This window comes from Glutamicibacter sp. JL.03c (genome assembly GCF_025854375.1).
Classification (GTDB): domain Bacteria; phylum Actinomycetota; class Actinomycetes; order Actinomycetales; family Micrococcaceae; genus Glutamicibacter.
The window spans coordinates 1,563,065-1,580,645 of the sequence record NZ_CP107575.1 but is presented as its reverse complement, the minus strand read 5'-3'; the positions used below and the strand labels follow the sequence as shown (position 1 = coordinate 1,580,645).

Annotated in this window: 18 protein-coding genes; 6 read left to right on the top strand and 12 right to left on the bottom strand. The window is 58.8% G+C overall.

From position 1 onward, the window contains the following. Positions 1-75 precede the first annotated feature (75 nt). The 11 genes from OF385_RS07205 to rpsP form a co-directional block, all read right to left on the bottom strand. Positions 76-396: a DUF2469 domain-containing protein gene (locus OF385_RS07205; protein ID WP_022876618.1), complete on the bottom strand. Its 321-nt coding sequence runs from the start codon at positions 394-396 to the stop codon at positions 76-78. Beyond that, positions 396-1,133 carry a ribonuclease HII gene (locus tag OF385_RS07200; RefSeq protein WP_264277653.1) on the bottom strand — a complete coding sequence of 246 codons (738 nt, stop codon included), beginning with the start codon at positions 1,131-1,133 and terminating at the stop codon, positions 396-398. Before OF385_RS07200 ends, OF385_RS07205 begins: the two co-directional genes overlap by 1 nt. Before the next feature lies 1 nt (position 1,134). Further along, positions 1,135-1,839, bottom strand: coding sequence for a signal peptidase I (lepB, locus tag OF385_RS07195; protein ID WP_264277652.1), 705 nt, complete (start codon positions 1,837-1,839; stop codon positions 1,135-1,137). 186 nt (positions 1,840-2,025) lie between these two features. Beyond that, complete coding sequence (locus OF385_RS07190) at positions 2,026-2,610, bottom strand: hypothetical protein (protein ID WP_264277651.1); 585 nt, start codon at positions 2,608-2,610, stop codon at positions 2,026-2,028. A 168-nt stretch (positions 2,611-2,778) separates the two neighbouring features. Next, on the bottom strand, positions 2,779-4,896 hold the full coding sequence (locus tag OF385_RS07185; RefSeq protein WP_264277650.1) for a S1 family peptidase: 2,118 nt from the start codon (positions 4,894-4,896) through the stop codon (positions 2,779-2,781). 425 nt (positions 4,897-5,321) lie between these two features. After that, entirely contained in the window at positions 5,322-5,969 is a 648-nt protein-coding gene (gene lepB / locus OF385_RS07180) for a signal peptidase I (RefSeq protein WP_264277649.1), read from the bottom strand. Between the two features lie 13 nt (positions 5,970-5,982). Then, positions 5,983-6,342 carry a 50S ribosomal protein L19 gene (gene rplS, locus OF385_RS07175; protein WP_264277648.1) on the bottom strand — a complete coding sequence of 120 codons (360 nt, stop codon included), beginning with the start codon at positions 6,340-6,342 and terminating at the stop codon, positions 5,983-5,985. Positions 6,343-6,616: 274 nt separating this feature from the next. Further along, the gene (trmD, locus tag OF385_RS07170; RefSeq protein ID WP_264277647.1) at positions 6,617-7,450 is read right to left on the bottom strand and encodes a tRNA (guanosine(37)-N1)-methyltransferase TrmD; all 834 of its coding nucleotides are present in this window, start codon (positions 7,448-7,450) and stop codon (positions 6,617-6,619) included. Between the two features lie 3 nt (positions 7,451-7,453). Beyond that, on the bottom strand, positions 7,454-7,990 hold the full coding sequence (gene rimM / locus OF385_RS07165) for a ribosome maturation factor RimM (RefSeq protein ID WP_264277646.1): 537 nt from the start codon (positions 7,988-7,990) through the stop codon (positions 7,454-7,456). Positions 7,991-8,105: 115 nt separating this feature from the next. Further along, entirely contained in the window at positions 8,106-8,348 is a 243-nt protein-coding gene (locus OF385_RS07160; protein ID WP_022876627.1) for an RNA-binding protein, read from the bottom strand. A gap of 2 nt (positions 8,349-8,350) precedes the next feature. Next, positions 8,351-8,761: a 30S ribosomal protein S16 gene (rpsP, locus tag OF385_RS07155; protein ID WP_022876628.1), complete on the bottom strand. Its 411-nt coding sequence runs from the start codon at positions 8,759-8,761 to the stop codon at positions 8,351-8,353. A gap of 264 nt (positions 8,762-9,025) precedes the next feature. On the opposite strand from rpsP, the gene OF385_RS07150 reads away from it, so the two are divergent. The 6 genes from OF385_RS07150 (at position 9,026) to OF385_RS07125 (ending at position 16,390) form a co-directional block, all read left to right on the top strand. Next, positions 9,026-9,655 carry a LysE family translocator gene (locus OF385_RS07150; RefSeq protein ID WP_264277645.1) on the top strand — a complete coding sequence of 210 codons (630 nt, stop codon included), beginning with the start codon at positions 9,026-9,028 and terminating at the stop codon, positions 9,653-9,655. Between the two features lie 400 nt (positions 9,656-10,055). Then, positions 10,056-10,889 (top strand): iron uptake transporter permease EfeU, encoded by an 834-nt coding sequence (gene efeU / locus OF385_RS07145; protein WP_264277644.1) that lies wholly within the window; start codon positions 10,056-10,058, stop codon positions 10,887-10,889. A 45-nt stretch (positions 10,890-10,934) separates the two neighbouring features. Continuing rightward, positions 10,935-12,086, top strand: coding sequence for an iron uptake system protein EfeO (gene efeO, locus OF385_RS07140; RefSeq protein WP_264277643.1), 1,152 nt, complete (start codon positions 10,935-10,937; stop codon positions 12,084-12,086). 8 nt (positions 12,087-12,094) lie between these two features. After that, entirely contained in the window at positions 12,095-13,384 is a 1,290-nt protein-coding gene (efeB, locus tag OF385_RS07135) for an iron uptake transporter deferrochelatase/peroxidase subunit (RefSeq protein ID WP_264277642.1), read from the top strand. Positions 13,385-13,711: 327 nt separating this feature from the next. Then, entirely contained in the window at positions 13,712-15,532 is a 1,821-nt protein-coding gene (locus OF385_RS07130; protein WP_264277641.1) for a glycosyltransferase, read from the top strand. Between the two features lie 78 nt (positions 15,533-15,610). Beyond that, a complete protein-coding gene (locus OF385_RS07125) occupies positions 15,611-16,390 on the top strand; it encodes a CatB-related O-acetyltransferase (RefSeq protein WP_264277640.1) in 780 nt (259 codons plus the stop codon). A 21-nt stretch (positions 16,391-16,411) separates the two neighbouring features. Here the strand turns inward: OF385_RS07125 and OF385_RS07120 are convergent, their stop codons facing one another. After that, positions 16,412-17,281, bottom strand: a complete 870-nt coding sequence (locus OF385_RS07120; protein WP_264277639.1) for a VOC family protein — start codon at positions 17,279-17,281, stop codon at positions 16,412-16,414. Positions 17,282-17,581: the final 300 nt, after the last annotated feature.

Here is a 17,581-nt window from a genome sequence, read left to right as displayed (position 1 = left end):
ACTATTCGTTCTGAACATTCTCGGAGCTTGCCTGGGCGCACGTGACCGGGCCGTGCGGAATGTGGATATCCGCGGTTAGGAGTCCAGTCCCTCCTTGGGGATCTGCAGCTCATCGCGGTTGAGTTCCTCGACGTTGACATCCTTGAAAGTCAGCACCTTCACGGATTTCACGAAACGCCCCTGACGGTAGATGTCCCACACCCACGCGTCGGTCAGGTTCAGCTCGAAGTAGACTTCACCGGCGTTGCTCAGTGTTTTCACGTCCACCTGGTTGGCCAGGTAGAAGCGCCGTTCGGTCTCGACTACGTAGTTGAAGAGCCCCACCACGGTTTTATACTCGCGGTAAAGCTGCAGTTCCATGTCGGACTCGTAGTTTTCCAGGTCGTCGCCAGCCATCACTTTGCTTTCTTTGTTGTTGCTTCACCATCGGCCGTATCGGCCTGCGAAGTCAAGTTCCAGCTCTTGCGGTGGTAATCGCAAGGTCCCAGAGCGGTAATCGCCGCCCGGTGCGCGGCGGTAGCGTAGCCCTTGTTGATATCCCATCCGAAGTCGGGCTGTTCCGAGGCCAATTCACTCATGATCCCGTCGCGCTCGACCTTGGCCAAGATGGAGGCACCGGCAATCGCCTGGCAGGTCATGTCGCCTTTGATGATGGTGGTCACCGGCAAGTGCAGGCCCACCGGATCGCGATCGTCGGCGAGCACGTCGAACAAGTCCGGTTCCGGAGCGGTCAGCCAATCGTAGCTTCCATCCAGCAGGATCGCTTGGGGCGCGACGGCGCACTGTTCCACGGCTCTGGTACCGGCCAGGCGCAAGGCTGCGGTGACGCCCAGGGAGTCGATCTCCTGGGCAGATGCATGGCCAACACCATATCCGGCGGCCCACCGGCGCACCTTGGGCACCAGCTCCTCGCGGGTTTCAGGGCGCAAGAGCTTCGAGTCGCGCAGTTCCGGGAACTCGCTGACCTGGTTGATGTCGATCACGGTGATGCCCACGGTAATCGGTCCTGCCAGGGCGCCGCGGCCTACTTCATCCACGGCTCCGATGAACTTCACCCCGTGGCGGGCAGCCAGAGCGCGCTCGTAATCAAGGGTGGTGGACTGGCTCTTGCCGGTCTTCGTTGATGCGGCCATGTTATTTGCTGGTCGCATCAGGAACGTTGGCGAAGACTTCGTCGTGGGAGTCGACGGTGCCCCACCGCGAAGTTGGCCAGGAGATGATCGAGGCGCGTCCCTGGACCGAGTCCATGTCCACGAAACCGCCTTGGATGTCGGTGTGGAAGCGGGAGTCGGCGCTGGCGGCACGGTGATCGCCCATGACCCAAATCTTGCCTTGAGGCACGGTAACGGAGAATTCCATGTCCGACGGCTTATTGCCGGTGTAGATGTATGGCTCGTCGATCGCTTCGCCATTGATCTTCAGCTTGCCGACGGCCGCATCGTATTCCACCGTGTCCCCCGGCATGCCGATAATGCGCTTGACCAAGTACTGCTCGTCGGCTGCCGGCAGGATGCCGACGAATGAGAGGACGTTTTCAAACGCGGTCGGCGATTCAGCCAGCGGCGGCAGCCAGCCCAGATCGTCGCGGAAGACGACAACGTCGCCTCGGTTCAGCTCAAAGGGCCCGGGGACCATCAAGTTCGCGAAGATGCGGTCGTTGACTTCCAGCGTGTGCTCCATGGAGCCCGACGGAATGTAATAGGCGCGGAAGAAGAAAGTCTTGATCACGAAGGAGAGCGCCAATGCTATGGCGACGATGATGACGATCTCGCGAATGAAGCGCCATACCCTGTATAGCGGCCCCTTGTCCTGGGGATTCTCTGCTGGTGCGGCGCTCACAGTTTGATAGATACCTTCCCTTTTGCCTGACACACCCCATCTTACGTGTCGATAGTGGGCGATTGGCTCATTGCCTGCGTCGCTTTGGCCGTGCGTAAAGCGAAAACGGCCAGCCCGAAGTTGGGCTGGCCGTTGCCAGGTGGCCCGCAGGGCCCTCGAGGAACTGGACCCAATGCGAGGATTCAGCTAGGAATTGGCAGGCGATGCGATTCCGCCGCTGGGCTTGAAGTCCACGGGGATATCGCCCATCGGCTTATCCTTTTCAATCAGCTTGGTGATCGCGTCGATCTGGCTCTTGTCCACGGATAGCGTAATGCCACCGGTTTCCGGATTCAGCGAATAGGCGTGGATCGAGCTACGGACCGGGTTCGGTTGCTGAGCCTGCCATTTCATGATCTTTCTGATGGCAGACCGCAACTCCTTATTGCTGTACTGGACAACGTGCCCCTCGGCACCAGCTTCCTTGATGGCGCTCAGCTTGTCTTCGTTGGTAGTTGAAACGTGGAGCTTGCCGTCTTTGATCCAGCCCTGCACGTAGGCATCACCAAGCTGCATTGAAAGCTGATCGTTGGTTTCCAATAAGGCGTCCTGATCCACGGCACTCTCGCTCTTGTTCTCGGATGGCTGGGTGGCATTGGAAGACTCCGAGCCTGAAGAAGTGCTCGCATCTGGGTCCGTCCCTTGGCCGCAGCCGGTCAGCAGCAAGCTCGCCATCAGTGCAGTGGAAGCCAGCGCCAGAGGGGTGCGGGATGTTCGAGCGTTGAAATTCATAAATGCACCTCGGTTTTTGCGTACCCAATAACCTGCCTTGCTATGAGGCTATAGGGCTATCCGTAAAGCAGTCGGTGAACCACATGTGTACTAACTAAAAAGTGTCCCGCTACCGGCAATCTAGTAGCGGGACACTCTCAGAGGTTTCTAGAACCTAATGGTGTTTCCTTAGCCGTGACGGCGGTTGCCGCGACGGAACAGGAGGAACATTGCGCCGACCAGGGCCAGTGCGCCACCTACAGCGATCAATGGAGCGCTGCTCGAACCGGTATCAGCCAGTGGATCGTCGTTCTTAGGAGTTTCCTTTGGAGTTGCGGACTTGGTTGGCTCGTCAGACTTGTCATCCTGTGGAGCTTCAGAGGAATCTTCAGTTTCCGATGGTTCTTCAGTTGGAGTCTTGGAAGGCTCCTCCGTCGGGGTCTTAGAAGGCTCCTCCGTCGGGGTCTTAGAAGGCTCCTCCGTCGGGGTCTTAGAAGGCTCCTCCGTCGGAGATGGAGTCGGAGTTGGCGACTGAGTCGGAGACGGAGACGGAGACGGAGACGGAACCGCCACAACAACTACGTTGCCCTGAGTCGCTGCAGACTTGTCGAAGCCCTTGTGCGCCCGAAGGGTGAACTCGTAGTCGCCAGTCTGGTCAGGGGCGGAGAAAGTGAAGTTGCCGTTCGAATCAACAGTTACGGTGTCAACAACTTCGCCATCAACAATTACGTCGACCTGAGTACCAGATTTAGCACCCTTGACGTTTCCGGAGATTTCGCTGCCAGCCACAACTTCAATACCCGGTTGCGTGGTCAGAGTCGGAGCGTTGATAAAGAGCTTAACCGCATATCCGTCGATGTACTTGTCGTTGAATACATCATCGAGCGAGGTGTACATCGCGATGTCGTCATTAGTGTTGGGGCGCTCGTCTTCACCGGGAGCATTAGCCGAGTTGATACCCACAGCATTGCTCCCTACCAGAGCGGGGCCACCTGAGTCGCCCTGATCAAGAACATTCTGTCCCGGGTTATCGCTAACGAACCCTTCTACCGAACGATACGTTCCATCTCCGCCGTCGACGAAGAAGACACCTTCACCGAAAATTTCGGCACAGCTCCAACCGGTAGTACGTCCCGAAGAACATACTTCCGAACCGACAACTGCCTTTGATGTGCCAGTAACGTTGAAAACATCGTCGCGAGGCGCCTTGCCATCAGCCCATTTGGAAACCGCTGGATGCAGGTTCAATGCTGGGTTTATGTCATCAATAACAGAGATGTCAGTACCTGGTTCGAGGCTGTCGAATTCTTCTTGAGTCATCGAGTTCAGCTCTTCGGAAGTGAATCCTGAATTATTCGGACCACCGAATTGGCTGAATCCAAAGGTGCCCAACTTCAGTCCCAGCGATGGTTGCTCATCTGGAGCAGACTGTTCAGCCAAACCAAGAATCTTCATGGCGCCATCTTTGGTGCAGTGTCCGGCTGAGATCACTGCGTCACCACCGGAGGGATTCCAAGCATTGAAACCGAGCGAGCAAACCAATGACGATTTCGTCGGTGCCCCGGATTCGTCCATTGCATAACCCAACGCACCGTAGATGTCTTCCTCTGCGGTGGTCTTTGCTGTACCAGAACTGACTTCGCCCTCGACGTGATTCGCTTCACCGACAAACTGCTCAATGGTCAGCTTGTCAGAGGAAGAACCAGCCGACTTCGACTTTACCTGAGTCTGCGCTTCTTTCTTGTCGAAGTCCTTCGCGTAGATTTTCAGTCCTTCTCCGGTCCGAAGAATCGCGGTGACGCGCTTCAGTTCTGATGGCTCAATGTTTGCCAGGAGCTCGGTATAAACCTTGTCGACAGTTCTAGCCGATGAATCAACTTCAGTAAGAACGATCGGTGCCGGAACCGCGGTTGCCTTGATGACTTCCTTGGCCTCGGCGCTAGCCCCCTTCTCAACTGTAATTTCCACCTTGGCATCCTTAACGGAGGCGGTAGCTTCGATTCCCTTGGACTTCAGCTCATCGCGAACCTTCGACGCAGCATCGCTAGTTTCGCCATCCTTGACGAATTCGTCGACGGTCTTGCCCAGATCGCGTTCGATCGCTTCTGGAAGACCGGTGGTGTCTACAGCGCCCTCAGTGGTGGTTGCACTAGGCGTGGCCTTCTCGCTCGAGGAGGCCGATAAGGATGGCGAGCTGGTCGCCTCCGGCGCCGCAACGGCAGGCATGAAGCTACTGCCAACTACCAAAGCGGTAGCGGCTGCAGCAACGATGCCTCGTTGCGCAGTCTTCTTATTTGGATTTGGCATTAATGCTTCTCCCACATTTTTGGTGCGAGTGCCCGCGGTGTTCTTACCTCAGAACACATTTCTAGGCACAGGTGTTGTTACCAAAATGAAACAATAGCGGGTCGATGTTGGGGTTTTCAAGTACCGAATCCAACGAAAATATAAATACCAATCTACGTTTCCCCAAGTCAGCACGCGTGGCACGAATTCGACTACGTCACATCTTGCGAGCGGGTACGTTTCGTTTAAGATTGGAGTGATCTTTCTACTGCCTAGTCAGGCCCGAGGAATCTGTGAGATCAGACAGCATCCGCACATCGGAATCATAGAAATGCCGTTGAACCTGTGTAACGACGAAAAAAATTCCATACGACACGAAAAAGGCGTCAGGAAGCGAGAAAATTCCGCTTCCTGACGCCTAATGGCTACCAGGTAGAAACGCTCAATTACCTGATCGCAGCGCGTTGGTCCAGCGGCCAGACAACGTCGGTTGCCTTGCCCACGACTCGTTCGACGCTGATCATTCCACCACCACTGGCCCCGAGCAGCGAGCGCGAGTCCTTGGAGGTGGAGCGGTGATCGCCCATCACCCACAGGCGTCCTTCCGGGACCCTCACGGAGAATTCCTGCTCGCTCGGCGCATCGCCGGCAAAGATATAGGCCTCCTCGACAGGCTGGCCATTGACCGTGATCTGGCACTGGGGCCCTTTGCATTCCACGGTGTCGCCCCCGACCCCGATGACGCGCTTGACGTATTTGCTGCCGGTGCCGGTGAGGCTCAATGCGCCGAGCAGATCGTCGGCGAAACTCGCCCTGGCATAAGGAAGGAAAGAACCGCGACCGTCGAAGACGATGACGTCTCCGCGCTGCGGCGGCGCGTCGCGGTAGGCGCGGCGGTCAACCGCGATGCTCTGGCCGGGGTTGAGGGTCGACTGCATGGAGTTGGAGTCGATATGGAAGAGGTCGGTCACCGTCGCGCGGAAGATGATGGTGCTCAACAGGCCGAGAATAATGGCAAGAACAGCGAAGCGCCAGGCCCAAGAAAAGGCCCGGCGCTTCACCGATGCTCGCTCGCTGCGGGCAATCTGGTTCATCGAGGAACGCAGATTACTTCTTTGTGTTGAAGTCGCGCTTCTCGCGGATGCGAGCAGCCTTGCCGTGACGATCGCGCATGTAGTACAGCTTTGCACGACGAACGTCGCCCTTGGTCACAACCTCGATCTTTTCGATGATTGGGGAGTGAACCGGGAAGGTACGCTCAACACCGGTGCCGAAGGAAACCTTGCGAACGGTGAAGGTTTCGCCAACGCCGTGGCCCTGACGGCCCATAACGTAGCCCTGGAAAACCTGGACGCGCGAGTTCTTGCCTTCGATGATGTTGACGTGCACCTTCAGGGTGTCGCCTGGACCGAAAGCTGGGACGTCCGAACGCAGCGAAGCTGCATTGACTGAGTCAAGAATATGCATGTTGCATCTCCTAGGATCAATGCCGCAGGTCACCGAATCCTCGTAGCGGGGCTTATCGCCGGCTTGCCGCCTGGCGATCTCCCCGGAACGTTTACCACCGACTGGCTCTAGCAGTCGATGCGGCAGTTCTTTCACATCCGGTCTTCCCCCTGCGGCAGGAGCCAGATAAAAACACACCAAGAAACAATTATGCCGTATCGCTACGGCTCGCGCGAGTCCAGCAGAATCCATGATCCCGTGATTTAGACCTCGTCGCCGGGTTGCGGCCGTGGAACTAGTTCTTCTCGGCGCCTTCGGCACCGGCACCGGTCGCCCAGTCCAGCTCGGACTTGGCAGTGATCACGCCGTCAACCACAGCGAATCCGCTATGCCACAGAGCGTCGCGATCGCGACGGTTCAAGGAGGAGACATCCATCTGGGTGATCAAATCCGGGCGGCGGGCCGCGGTGCGCTTGATCTGCTCATCGCGGCGGAAGCGGCCAACCCGCTGGTGATTGCCGCCCAGCAGTACCTCGGGAACCTCGCGTCCGCGCCACGAGGCAGGCTTGGTGTAGACCGGATATTCCAGCAGGACATCCGAGTGGGACTCCTCCACCAGGGATTCAGGGTTGCCGATGACGCCGGGGATCAGGCGGGCAATAGCCTCGACCATCACCATGACCGCCACTTCTCCCCCGTTGAGCACGTAATCGCCGATGGATACCGGGACGACGTTGAAGTTCTCGTGCGCGTAGTCGACCACGCGTTCATCAATGCCTTCGTAGCGTCCGCAGGCGAAGACCAGGTGCTCTTCTTCGGCCAGATCGTAGGCTATCTGCTGATTGAACACCGCCCCGGCGGGTGAAGGAACGATCAAGGTGGGCTTGGGGCCCTGCGCGTCGGCGGGACGAACCGAGTCCAGGGCGCGGCCCCACGGCTCGGGCATCATCACCATGCCGGCGCCACCGCCATAGGGAGTGTCGTCGACCTTGCGGTGCTTGTCTTCGGTGAAGTCGCGCAAATTGGTGACGTTCAGATCCAGGATGCCGTCTTCCGCTGCCCGGCCGATCAGCGAGAGCGAGAGCGGCTGCAGGTACTCGGGGAAAATCGAGATGACATCTAGGCGCATGGTTTAGTGCTCTTCCTCGGTGGACTCTTCGTCGCTGTTCAGGGTCAGCAGGCCGGCGGGCGGAGTGATCACGACGGTGCCGGCTTCCGGATCGATTTCGGGCACGAACTCGTCGACGAAGGGCAGGTAGATCTCGTTGCCTTCGGAATCTTCGAACACCAGCAGGTCCTGTGCGGGGTTGGTGCGCAGCGCGGTGATCACGCCGACCTGCTTGCCCTCGAGCATGACCTTCAGGTCCAGCAGCTCGTGCTCGTACCATTCATCCGAATCGTCTTCGGGTTCATCGGAGACCTCGATCTCCAGGCGGGCACCGCGAAGCGTCTCGGCCTGGTTGCGGTCGTTGATCTCCTTGAAGGACAGCAGCAGGATGGTCTTGTTCCAGCGGGCGTTCTTCACGGTGAGGCTTTTGACCGGGCCGTCGACAACGATCAGTTCCTCGCCAGCGGTGAAGCGATCCTCGGGGTTGTCGGTGAGAACCTGAACGGTGACTTCGCCACGGATACCGTGGGGCTTGCCGATGCGGGCAACCTGCAATCGCATAATCTGCTGCTCTTTCTGGATGGTGTGGGTGGTGAAACACGAAAGGAGTTTCCGTCACCAGTTGGACGGAAACTCCTTTCGAAATGAAGCCAACGAAGAGTTGGGCTGCAGTTGCTTAGCCGCGGCGTCGATCGGTGTCGATGACATCAACACGAACCGATTCCTTGGCCAGCGCTGCCATGACGGTACGCAGTGCTCGCGCGGTGCGTCCCTGGCGTCCGATCACACGACCGAGATCTTCAGGGTTGACACGAACTTCGAGCAAATCGCCGCGGCGGGTGGACTTCAAGGCGACCTTGACGTCTTCCGGTTCCTCGACGATTCCGCGCACCATATGGTCTAGCGCATCAACGAGCACTGTTACTCAGCCTCGGTTGCTTCGGCCTCTGCCTCTTCAGCAGCTGGCTTCTCAGCCTTCTTGGTGATGGCCTCAGGAAGGATCACCGAACCCTTTTCAGGTGCAACGAATGCTGGCTTAGGCTCGGCAACCTGGTAGGTGCCTTCCTGGCCGTCGATGCCCTTGAACTTCTGCCAGTCACCGGTGATGTTCAGCAGCTTGTGAACCTGCTCGGTTGGCTGAGCGCCAACCGACAGCCAGTACTGAGCACGCTCAGAATCGATCTCGATGATCGATGGGTTCTCGGTTGGGTGGTACTTACCGATCTCCTCGATGGCACGGCCATCGCGCTTTGCGCGGGAGTCCATGACAACAACGCGGTAGAAAGGTGCGCGCATCTTACCGAAGCGCTTCAGACGAATTTTAACGGCCACTGTAGTGGTCACTCCTGTTTCTCAACATGGTCGAATCCGATTTTTAGCACCTGTGGGGCAGGCCTTACTTCTCGAACTCTAAAAAGGACAGGATTCGAAGCGGAGAGAGGGGCCACAACAAATCGAGTACCCTGCAATTATGCCAGACAGTACGCAGGCTGGCCAACTCCATTTATGTCCTGACCCGCCAACGATTCATGAGCTTGATCACCTCAGCATGCGGAGTGCAACACGTACCCAAGAGCGAGAACTAGCATTTATTGCATGACCGTTGCCTCTGCCCTAGCAGCCTTTGCCATCGTTGCACTGTTAATGACCTTAGTTCCTGGCGTGGATACAGCCTTAATATTGCGTTCCGCAATGACATTGGGGCGCGTCGAGGCGATCGTCGCCGCGTTGGGGATCTGCACGGGAGTCTTCATCTGGGGTGTCGCAGCGGCCGCCGGAGCTTCCGCTGTCCTGGCCGCGTCTCATGTGGCCTATCAAATCCTCACCTACGCTGGTGCCGCGTATCTGATTTTCCTGGGCAGCCAAATGATCTACCGCAGTTTGAAGAATAAGGATGTGGAAGCCATAAAGGTTGATGTGCCACGCAGCAAGTGGCGCAATTTCACCACCGGCATGGTCACCAACTTGTTAAATCCAAAGATTGGCGTGTTCTATATCGCCACAATTCCACAGTTCACTCCGACCGGGACCCATTCTTTGCTTATGGGGGTTGCGCTGGCAGCGGTACACGTTCTCTTAACTCTTGCTTGGGCCTCCGTACTCATCATCGGGGTTAAGCTTGCCGGGCGTTGGTTGAGCTCGGCTCGCGCCGTGTCATGGATGGATCGGATCACGGGGACCGTCCTGGTTGGATTTGGCGTGAAGGTTGCGCTCTCGCGCCCCTAACCTGCTTGGCGAACTGTTCAATGGCGCCATGCTTTCGAACTCCCTGAACGCTCGCTTCTCATTCGCCACGATTGGCTGAAATCGTCCAGAAATGCAGTCGAAGGACATTGTCGACTCTGCTCCAAGCGGCCGATCACTGATGATTAGCCCACAAATGTTTCCACTAATGAAGCCCGTGCTTCGCGCCAGACAGCTACTCAGGCAAAATATGCCCCCTTTGCGGTGAGCTGGTTAACATTACCGAGAAAAACTCAACTTCACTTGGGCGTTTTTTGCCCGATTAAGATTAGGCTAACCTTATACCGATTGACCGTGTGTATCACCGAATTTTCGATGAGCCGGCATCACCACCCGTGACTGGCATAAGCCTCACGGGACGTGAACCCGTGAAAGCAATACCATGATCGGAAATTACCTGATCGGCCTGCGCGAGGGCCTCGAAGCAGTGCTGATAGTTGTCCTCTTGGTGGCCTATCTGAACAAGAGCGGACGTAAACACCTGCTCCCCAGAATCTGGGCCGGAATCTCTTGCGCGGTGCTGGTCTCACTGGGCTTCGGGGCGCTGCTCACCTTTGGCCCCAAAGGCCTGACCTTTGAGGCGCAGGAAATGATTGGTGGATCCTTATCCATCGTCGCCGTAGGCCTGGTCACCTGGATGATTTTCTGGATGGCCAGTGCGGCCAAAACCCTCGGCAGTGATCTCAAAACCCGAGTCGACAGAGTTGCCGATTCTTCCACGCTCGGACTGGTACTGGTCGGTGCCTTTGCCGTGGGGCGCGAAGGCTTAGAGACGGCCCTTTTCCTCTGGGCGGCAGCGCGAGCCACTGGCGAAACGTGGCAACCGCTGCTAGGAGCCTTCCTGGGGATCTTGACCGCAATCTTCTTGGGCACATTGCTGAACCGAGGAGTACTAAAAATCAGCCTCTCCAAATTCTTCACCATCACTGGTGCACTTTTAGTCATCGTTGCCGGTGGAGTACTGGCCTACGGGGTTCATGATTTGCAAGAAGCTGGATTCTTGCCAGGCCTGCACAACCTCGCTTTTGATGTGTCGCACATTATTGCCCCCGGTGGCGTCATGGGAACTCTTCTCAAAGGCATCTTCAATTTTTCTCCTGCTACTACGTGGCTAGAAGCCATCGTCTGGGTGGCTTACGTACTGCCCGTGATGTTCCTCTACCTGCGCAAAGTCTTCTCTTCTCCGGCCGCCACGGTTCGAAACGAAAACGCATAACCCATCACCGCATCATTCACTGAATTTCGAAGGATTTCGCACCTCATGAACAAAACAAGTACCGCCGTAGCCGTTCTCGTCGTGGGCACCCTGGCTCTGGCTGGTTGCACCGACAACACCACTGAAGCTTCCACAGACGGCGCCATCTCAGTAGTGAGCACCAACGATACCTGCAATGTTTCTACCGACACCACCGCCGGTGGCACCATCAAGTTTGATGTCAAGAACGAGGGCTCCGCCGTGACCGAGTTCTACCTGCTCGCCGAAGACGGACTTCGCATCGTCGGCGAAGTCGAAAACATTGGTCCGGGTGTCACCCGTGACCTCGTCGTCATGGCCCCGCAGGGAAAATATTTCACAGCCTGCAAGCCGGGCATGGTCGGCGACGGTATCCGGGCAGCCTTCACCGTCAGCGAATCGGCAGATGGCCAGGAAGTATCCGCTGACCGTGCCGCATTGCAGAAGAACGCGACGGATCAATATGCCGCTTACGTCAAGGATCAGACCGAACAGTTGGTGCGCGGAACTGAAAAGTTCGCCGAAGCATTTGCCTCAGGAGATGAAGAGCTAGCGAAGAGCCTGTACGCGCCTACCCGCATGCACTGGGAGCGCATTGAACCGGTGGCCGAGTCGTTCGGTGACTTGGATCCAATCTTGGATGCTCGTGAAGCTGACCTGGAGGCGGGCGACAGCTTTACCGGATGGCACCGCGCCGAAAAGGATCTCTGGGCACCCGAGGGTTACACGAAGATGAGTCAGGGTGACCGCGAAGAGATTGCCACCAAGATGGTCGAGGACACCAAGGAACTTTATACCCGCACCCAGAGCCTGGAATTCACTCCGGACCAGCTGGCCAACGGAGCCAAGGAGCTGCTCGATGAGGTAGCTACCGGAAAGGTCACCGGCGAAGAGGAAACCTTCTCGCACACTGACCTGTGGGACTTCCAAGCCAATTTGGAAGGAGCAAAAATTGCTTATGAAGATCTGCAGCCGCTGTTAGCGGGCACCGACGATGCCTTGGACGAGGAGCTGAAAACGAACTTCGCGGCACTGCAAAAGCAGCTTGATGCCTACCGTGAGGGAGACGGCTTCAAGTACTACCAGGACTTGAGCGATTCACAGATCAAGGAACTGGCCTCCGGAGTCGATGCCCTGAGTGAACCGCTGTCTAAACTAACCGCAGTTGTAGTGAAGTAAAGGGTACGATGCACGCAGAATCATCCGGATCACAGCCTTCCACCGGTGTGACGATGAACCGGCGCCTTTTGCTCTCGGCAATGGGCGCCGGTGGCGCGGGCCTGGCTTTGGGAGCGCTGGGACACCGCGCCTACGCCAGCCAAGAAAGCCAGCAGACTGTTGATGATCAGGTGCCATTTTACGGTGAGCACCAATCTGGAATCATCACCGAAGCTCAAGACCGGATGCACACGGCGGCTTTTGATGTTCAGGCACGGTCTCGCGAGGAACTTATCGAGCTGCTTCAGAACTGGACCCGGGCCATTGCCCAGATGATGAAGGGCCAGCCCGTTGGAACTTCGGGTGCTGTTGATGGTTCCTATGACGCGCCTCCGGAAGATACCGGCGAGGCGCTAGGGCTGCCGGCGTCCCGTTTGACAGTCACCATCGGGTTTGGGCGCACGCTCTTTGAAAAGGACGGCAAGGCAAGATTCGGCCTCGATGGCAAACTACCCGAGGCACTGATTGAGCTTCCGCATTTTCGTTCAGACATGATCGAAGAAGCCCGCAGCAATGGGGACATCATCGTCCAAGCCTGCGCCGATGACCCGCAGGTTGCGGTCCATGCCATTCGCAATCTCTCACGCTTGGCTTTTGGCAAAGCCAACGTCCGCTGGTCGCAAATCGGCTTCGGCCGAACCTCGAAAACCAGTACCGCGCAGAGCACCCCGCGGAACCTGTTTGGTTTTAAGGACGGCACCAATAACATCGTGGCCGAGCATACCGATGAGATCAATGAGCATGTTTGGGTACAGAAGCAACGCACCGATCAGCCGTGGATGGTGGGTGGAAGCTATATGGTAATCCGCCGGATTCGCATGCATATCGAAACCTGGGATCGCGCCACCCTAGGCGAACAAGAAAACCTGGTAGGCCGGCTCAAGGGCAGCGGCGCTCCGCTCTCTGGCGGCGAGGAGTTCACCGCGCCCGACTTCACGATGGCCGGAAGCAATGGTCCCATCATCCCCGTGGACTCCCACATCGCGGTGGTGCATCCCGATGCCCACCAGGGAATCAAGATGCTGCGTCGCGGCTTCAACTACACAGATGGCTCCGATGGGTTGGGCCGTTTAGATGCCGGGCTGTTCTTCATTGCCTTTGTTACCGATGCACGAACGCATTTTGTCCCCATCCAACAAGCGATGAGCGCCAACGATGCCATGACCGAATATCTTCGTAATACCAGTTCCGGGCTATATGCCATTGTTCCGGGAGTGCGTGAAGGCCAGTACCTTGGTCAGCAACTATTCGAAAGCTAATCGGCAGATCACCCCAAACAGCAACGAACCACTTCCTGCGCGCATGCTGCAGGTGATCGTCCCTTTTTCACCCGTGCCACAAAATGACACCATTGTGGGACAGGTGGTCACAATATCACCACATGCGCATTTTTGACGCGGGCCTGATCTACAACTGTGCGTCAGCGATGTGCCTCAGCTGAAGAAACTGAGAGCTTGCCCTATTGGCCCCGAGGAACAAGACGCGGACCGCCATTGAGCGCTACGCTCAACAAACGTGGTCCCGCAAACCGCAAGGCTCATGACCGGGCACCACAGTTTTTGCTCTCAACCCAAAGGGCCGACCTCGTGGCATTATCCAGCGAACATCTTAACGCCTACATGGTGACGTGGAAGCTCGAACGCGAATTCGGCGGAATGACCACGGTGTGCATCCAGCGAGCCGGGCTGTTCGCCCAGCGCTACGGCCGGGCGTTTGTGGTGACCTTTAATCGCGCGCCGGATCAGCCGCAGATCGTCGACGAGCTGGTCGGCAAGGGCAAGCTCTCCCCGGATGTGCAGGTGCTGAACCTGTACCTCGATCTGGCCCAGCGCGCAATGGCGCCGCAGGAACCGGTAGCCGCGAAAAAGTTCGATCCGGCCACCGCTGATCTGGCACTGGATGACACCGTGGCCTATCCCGAGGCGCCCGAGCGCCCTTTCAGCCAGCATTTCACCGATGGCAGGGCCAAGGGAACCAGGCAGACTCGGTTCCTGCGCAAGGACGGCAGCACCTTCCTGATCGACACCAAGGGCTTTGACCACCAGGGCAAGAAGCGTCGGTGCCTGGAGGTGCTGGCTGCCGATGGCACGGTGATCGCCCGCTTTAATACTGCACCGGCGCTGTACCGGTACTGGCTCAGCTCGCTGGCCGAGAACGAGAACTCGCTGGTGGTGGTCGACAGCAAGTACACGGCGGCGCTGCTGGATCAGTGGAAGACCACCAAGGTGCCCAAGCTGTACGCTTTCCACAGCATCCACGTGGCCAAGGGCGAACCGCTGCAGACCGGGCAGCTGAGCGACCCCCATGCGCCGATCATCGAAGCCCGCGCGCAGTGGGATGGGTTCGTATTCCTCACCGCCGCGCAGCGAGATGCCTATGTGCGGCGTTTCGGGGATGCCGAGCGCTGTTTCGTGATCCCCAATCCGCTCAAGGCCAGCACCCTTCCCGGCCCGCCGCCGCAGCGCCACAGCACGCATCTGATCGCGGCCGGATCGTTGACGGCGAATAAGAATGTGGCCGCCAGCATCAAGGTGGTCGCCGAGCTGGTGCGCCGCGGGCATCACCCGGTATTGCATGTGGTCGGCCAGGGCTCACAGCGCGATAAGCTCGAAGCACTGAGCCGCGAGCTCGGGGTGGACGATTTGGTCCTCTTCCACGGGTATTCCGACCGGCTGCCGGAACTTTTCGCCAGCTGCACCGCGCAGCTGTTCACCTCCACCAACGAGGGGCAGGCGCTGGTCTTGCTCGAGGCGCAGCAGCAGGGCTGCATCCCGGTGTCCTTCGACATCAATTTCGGCCCGGCCGATAGCATCCGCGACGGGGTCAACGGCTTCTTGGTGGCGCCCGGGGATCTGCAGGCAATGGCCGAGCGGGTAGAGCAGCTGATCACCGAGGGGCAGCTGGCGGCCAGCATGTCGGCCCGCTGCCGGGAATTCGCCCGCGAGTATGCCGCCAACGATGTGATCGCGCGGTGGGTGGAAACCAGGAACAAGGCAGCCCGGCTCAAGGCCGACGGCACCAGGGATGACCTGCCGGATTTCTCGGCCCGCATCGCCTCGCTCGAATTCCTCCCAGATGATGGGCTGGCGCTGGGCATCAGCGTCTCCGAGCCGCTGCCGCGGCACGCCGAGATCGAGCTGGTCATCCTTGATCGCGACACCAAGGCCCAGCTGCAGTCGATTTCTGCCACCCAACGCCAGGAGCAGCGGCTGGTGTTCGCCCTGAGTGCGCAGCTGCTGCAGGCCGCGGCAGGGGAAGATGCACCAAGTGATGTGTATCTGCGGTGCCGGCTCGGGGGCAGCGTAGAGCTCAAGCGCCTGGGCGTGAAGAAGTCGCGCGCCCTGCCGTACTTCACCACGCACAACAACCTGTCCTTCAAGCCGCAGACCGGTCAGCCGAAGAAGTAGGGCTCGGCGGGCAGATCACCAGGTGCCCCTCGGCGCCCGCCCATGGCGCACTCAGTTCGCGGCCCTAGACTCGTACTCATGAAAATCGCGATGTCCCAGTTGCAGCCGCTGTTGCGCGAGTACCGGATCCTGCTGGCCGGCCGCGGTGTCGACAGCATGGAGAAGACCGGGGATTCCTATCAGCCCGAGGCCTTGGTGAGCTATGAGGCGGACCTGGAATTGCACCCGTACACCACGTTCTGGGGCACAACGGGGTTGGCCTTGGGGCGGATGGGCGCGTTTTCCTATACCCATTCGAGGCTGCACAAGTCCTTGGCCGTCGGCCGTTTCACCTCGATCGCCAAGTCCCTGAGCGTGATGGGCGCCCGCCATCCGCATGAGTGGGCTTCGACCAGCCCGGTGTTCTACAACCAGCAGCTGCTCGCGCAGGCCTATAGCGAAGATCGCGGGGTCGCGCTGAAAGCGGCGACGTTCGGCTACAAGCCCGGGAAGATCACGATCGGCAACGACGTATGGATCGGCGAGAAGGTCACCCTGGGCCATGGCATCACCATCGGGGACGGCGCAGTGGTCGCCTCGAATTCCGTGGTGACCAAGGATGTGGCGCCCTATACGGTGGTCGGCGGCCTGCCGGCGCGGGTGATCCGCGAGCGTTTTGCCCCGGAAACCGTGCAGGCCCTGCAGGCCTCGGCCTGGTGGGAATTGGCTCCTGAGGATCTGACGCGCTGCGATGTCAGATCCCCGGACCTTTTTGCCGCGCAGGTGCTGCGCGGCCGCGAGCAGGGAGATTTCCAGCCGCTGGTGACCACCCCGTTGACCGCCGAGGTGATCGCCGAGCAGTTGACGAGGTCCGCCTGATCCCCCGCCCGCGGCCTGCGGCTAGGCGACGGCCACGCGCAGCTGGTTGTTCCATGGATCGTTGAAGCGCAGTTCGGCGCCGGTGTGATGGTGGGCCACGCCCGCGAAGCTCAATCGCTGCGCCAGTTTGCCGACCTCATCGGCGGTGGGCACGTTGATCAGCACCTCGCCGAGGCCCAGGGTGTCCTTGCGGGGACCTGCGCCGCGGGAATTCCACACGTTCATCGCCATGTGGTGGTGATAGCCGCCAGCGGAGACGAACAGCGCCTGGTTGCCCAGCGCGGTGGTCTCGTCAAAACCCAGGGTGTCCACATAGAACTGGCGTGCGGTGGCCACATCGCCCACCTGCAGGTGGACGTGGCCGATATCGGCGCCGGCCGATTGCAAGGAGGCCACGGCCTGTTCGCTCAGGTGGGTGTTCAGGTAGTTGTTGGGGTCCAGGTAGATGGTGTCCATGCTGACCTCGCCGTGGTTCCAGGTCCACGTCTCGCGCGGCCGGTCGAAGTACAGCTCGATGCCGTTGCCTTCGGGGTCCGTGAAGTAGAAGGCTTCGGAGACCAGGTGATCTGAGCTTCCGACGAATTTGCTCTGGTCGAATTGCGCGGCCGACAGCACGGTGGCGGCCAAATCTGCTTGGCTATTGAAGAGCAACGCGGTGTGGAACAACCCTGCTTCGCTGCGGGCAGGCAGACGGAGACCCGGGGCGTTGCGCAGGTTGACCAGCTCCCGGGTGCCGCGGCCTAAGCGGGTGCCTTCGGCGGTTTCATCCAGCACCGTGAGCCCCAGCGCTTTTTGGTAGTACTCGCTCATGGCCCTCATGTCGCCGACTTTCAACTGCACGGCGTTCATGTGAGTGGCTGCGGCGAGCTTATCTTCTTTGAGCATGCACATGGCCAGTGCCTTCTTTCCGATCAGGACTTCTTGTTGGTTTTAAGCCTACGTCGTTTTAGTTGAGGCTTCAAGTAAATTCCAGTGTTCCGGCGATCACGCGCGCGATGGCAGCGCACGCCGCTGGCACCGGGCAAGCCACCGGGCGAGCTTCGGACGCGGACGCCGGCTCGGCAGCACCACAGCGTTCGCCCTGCAGGCTGTTCCGAAAGCCGCTTGCGCCGATGACCCCCGCTGGTGATCCACCAGGTAACCGGCCATGATGGCATCTCCGGCACCGCTGCTGTCGATCCGTTGCCACCG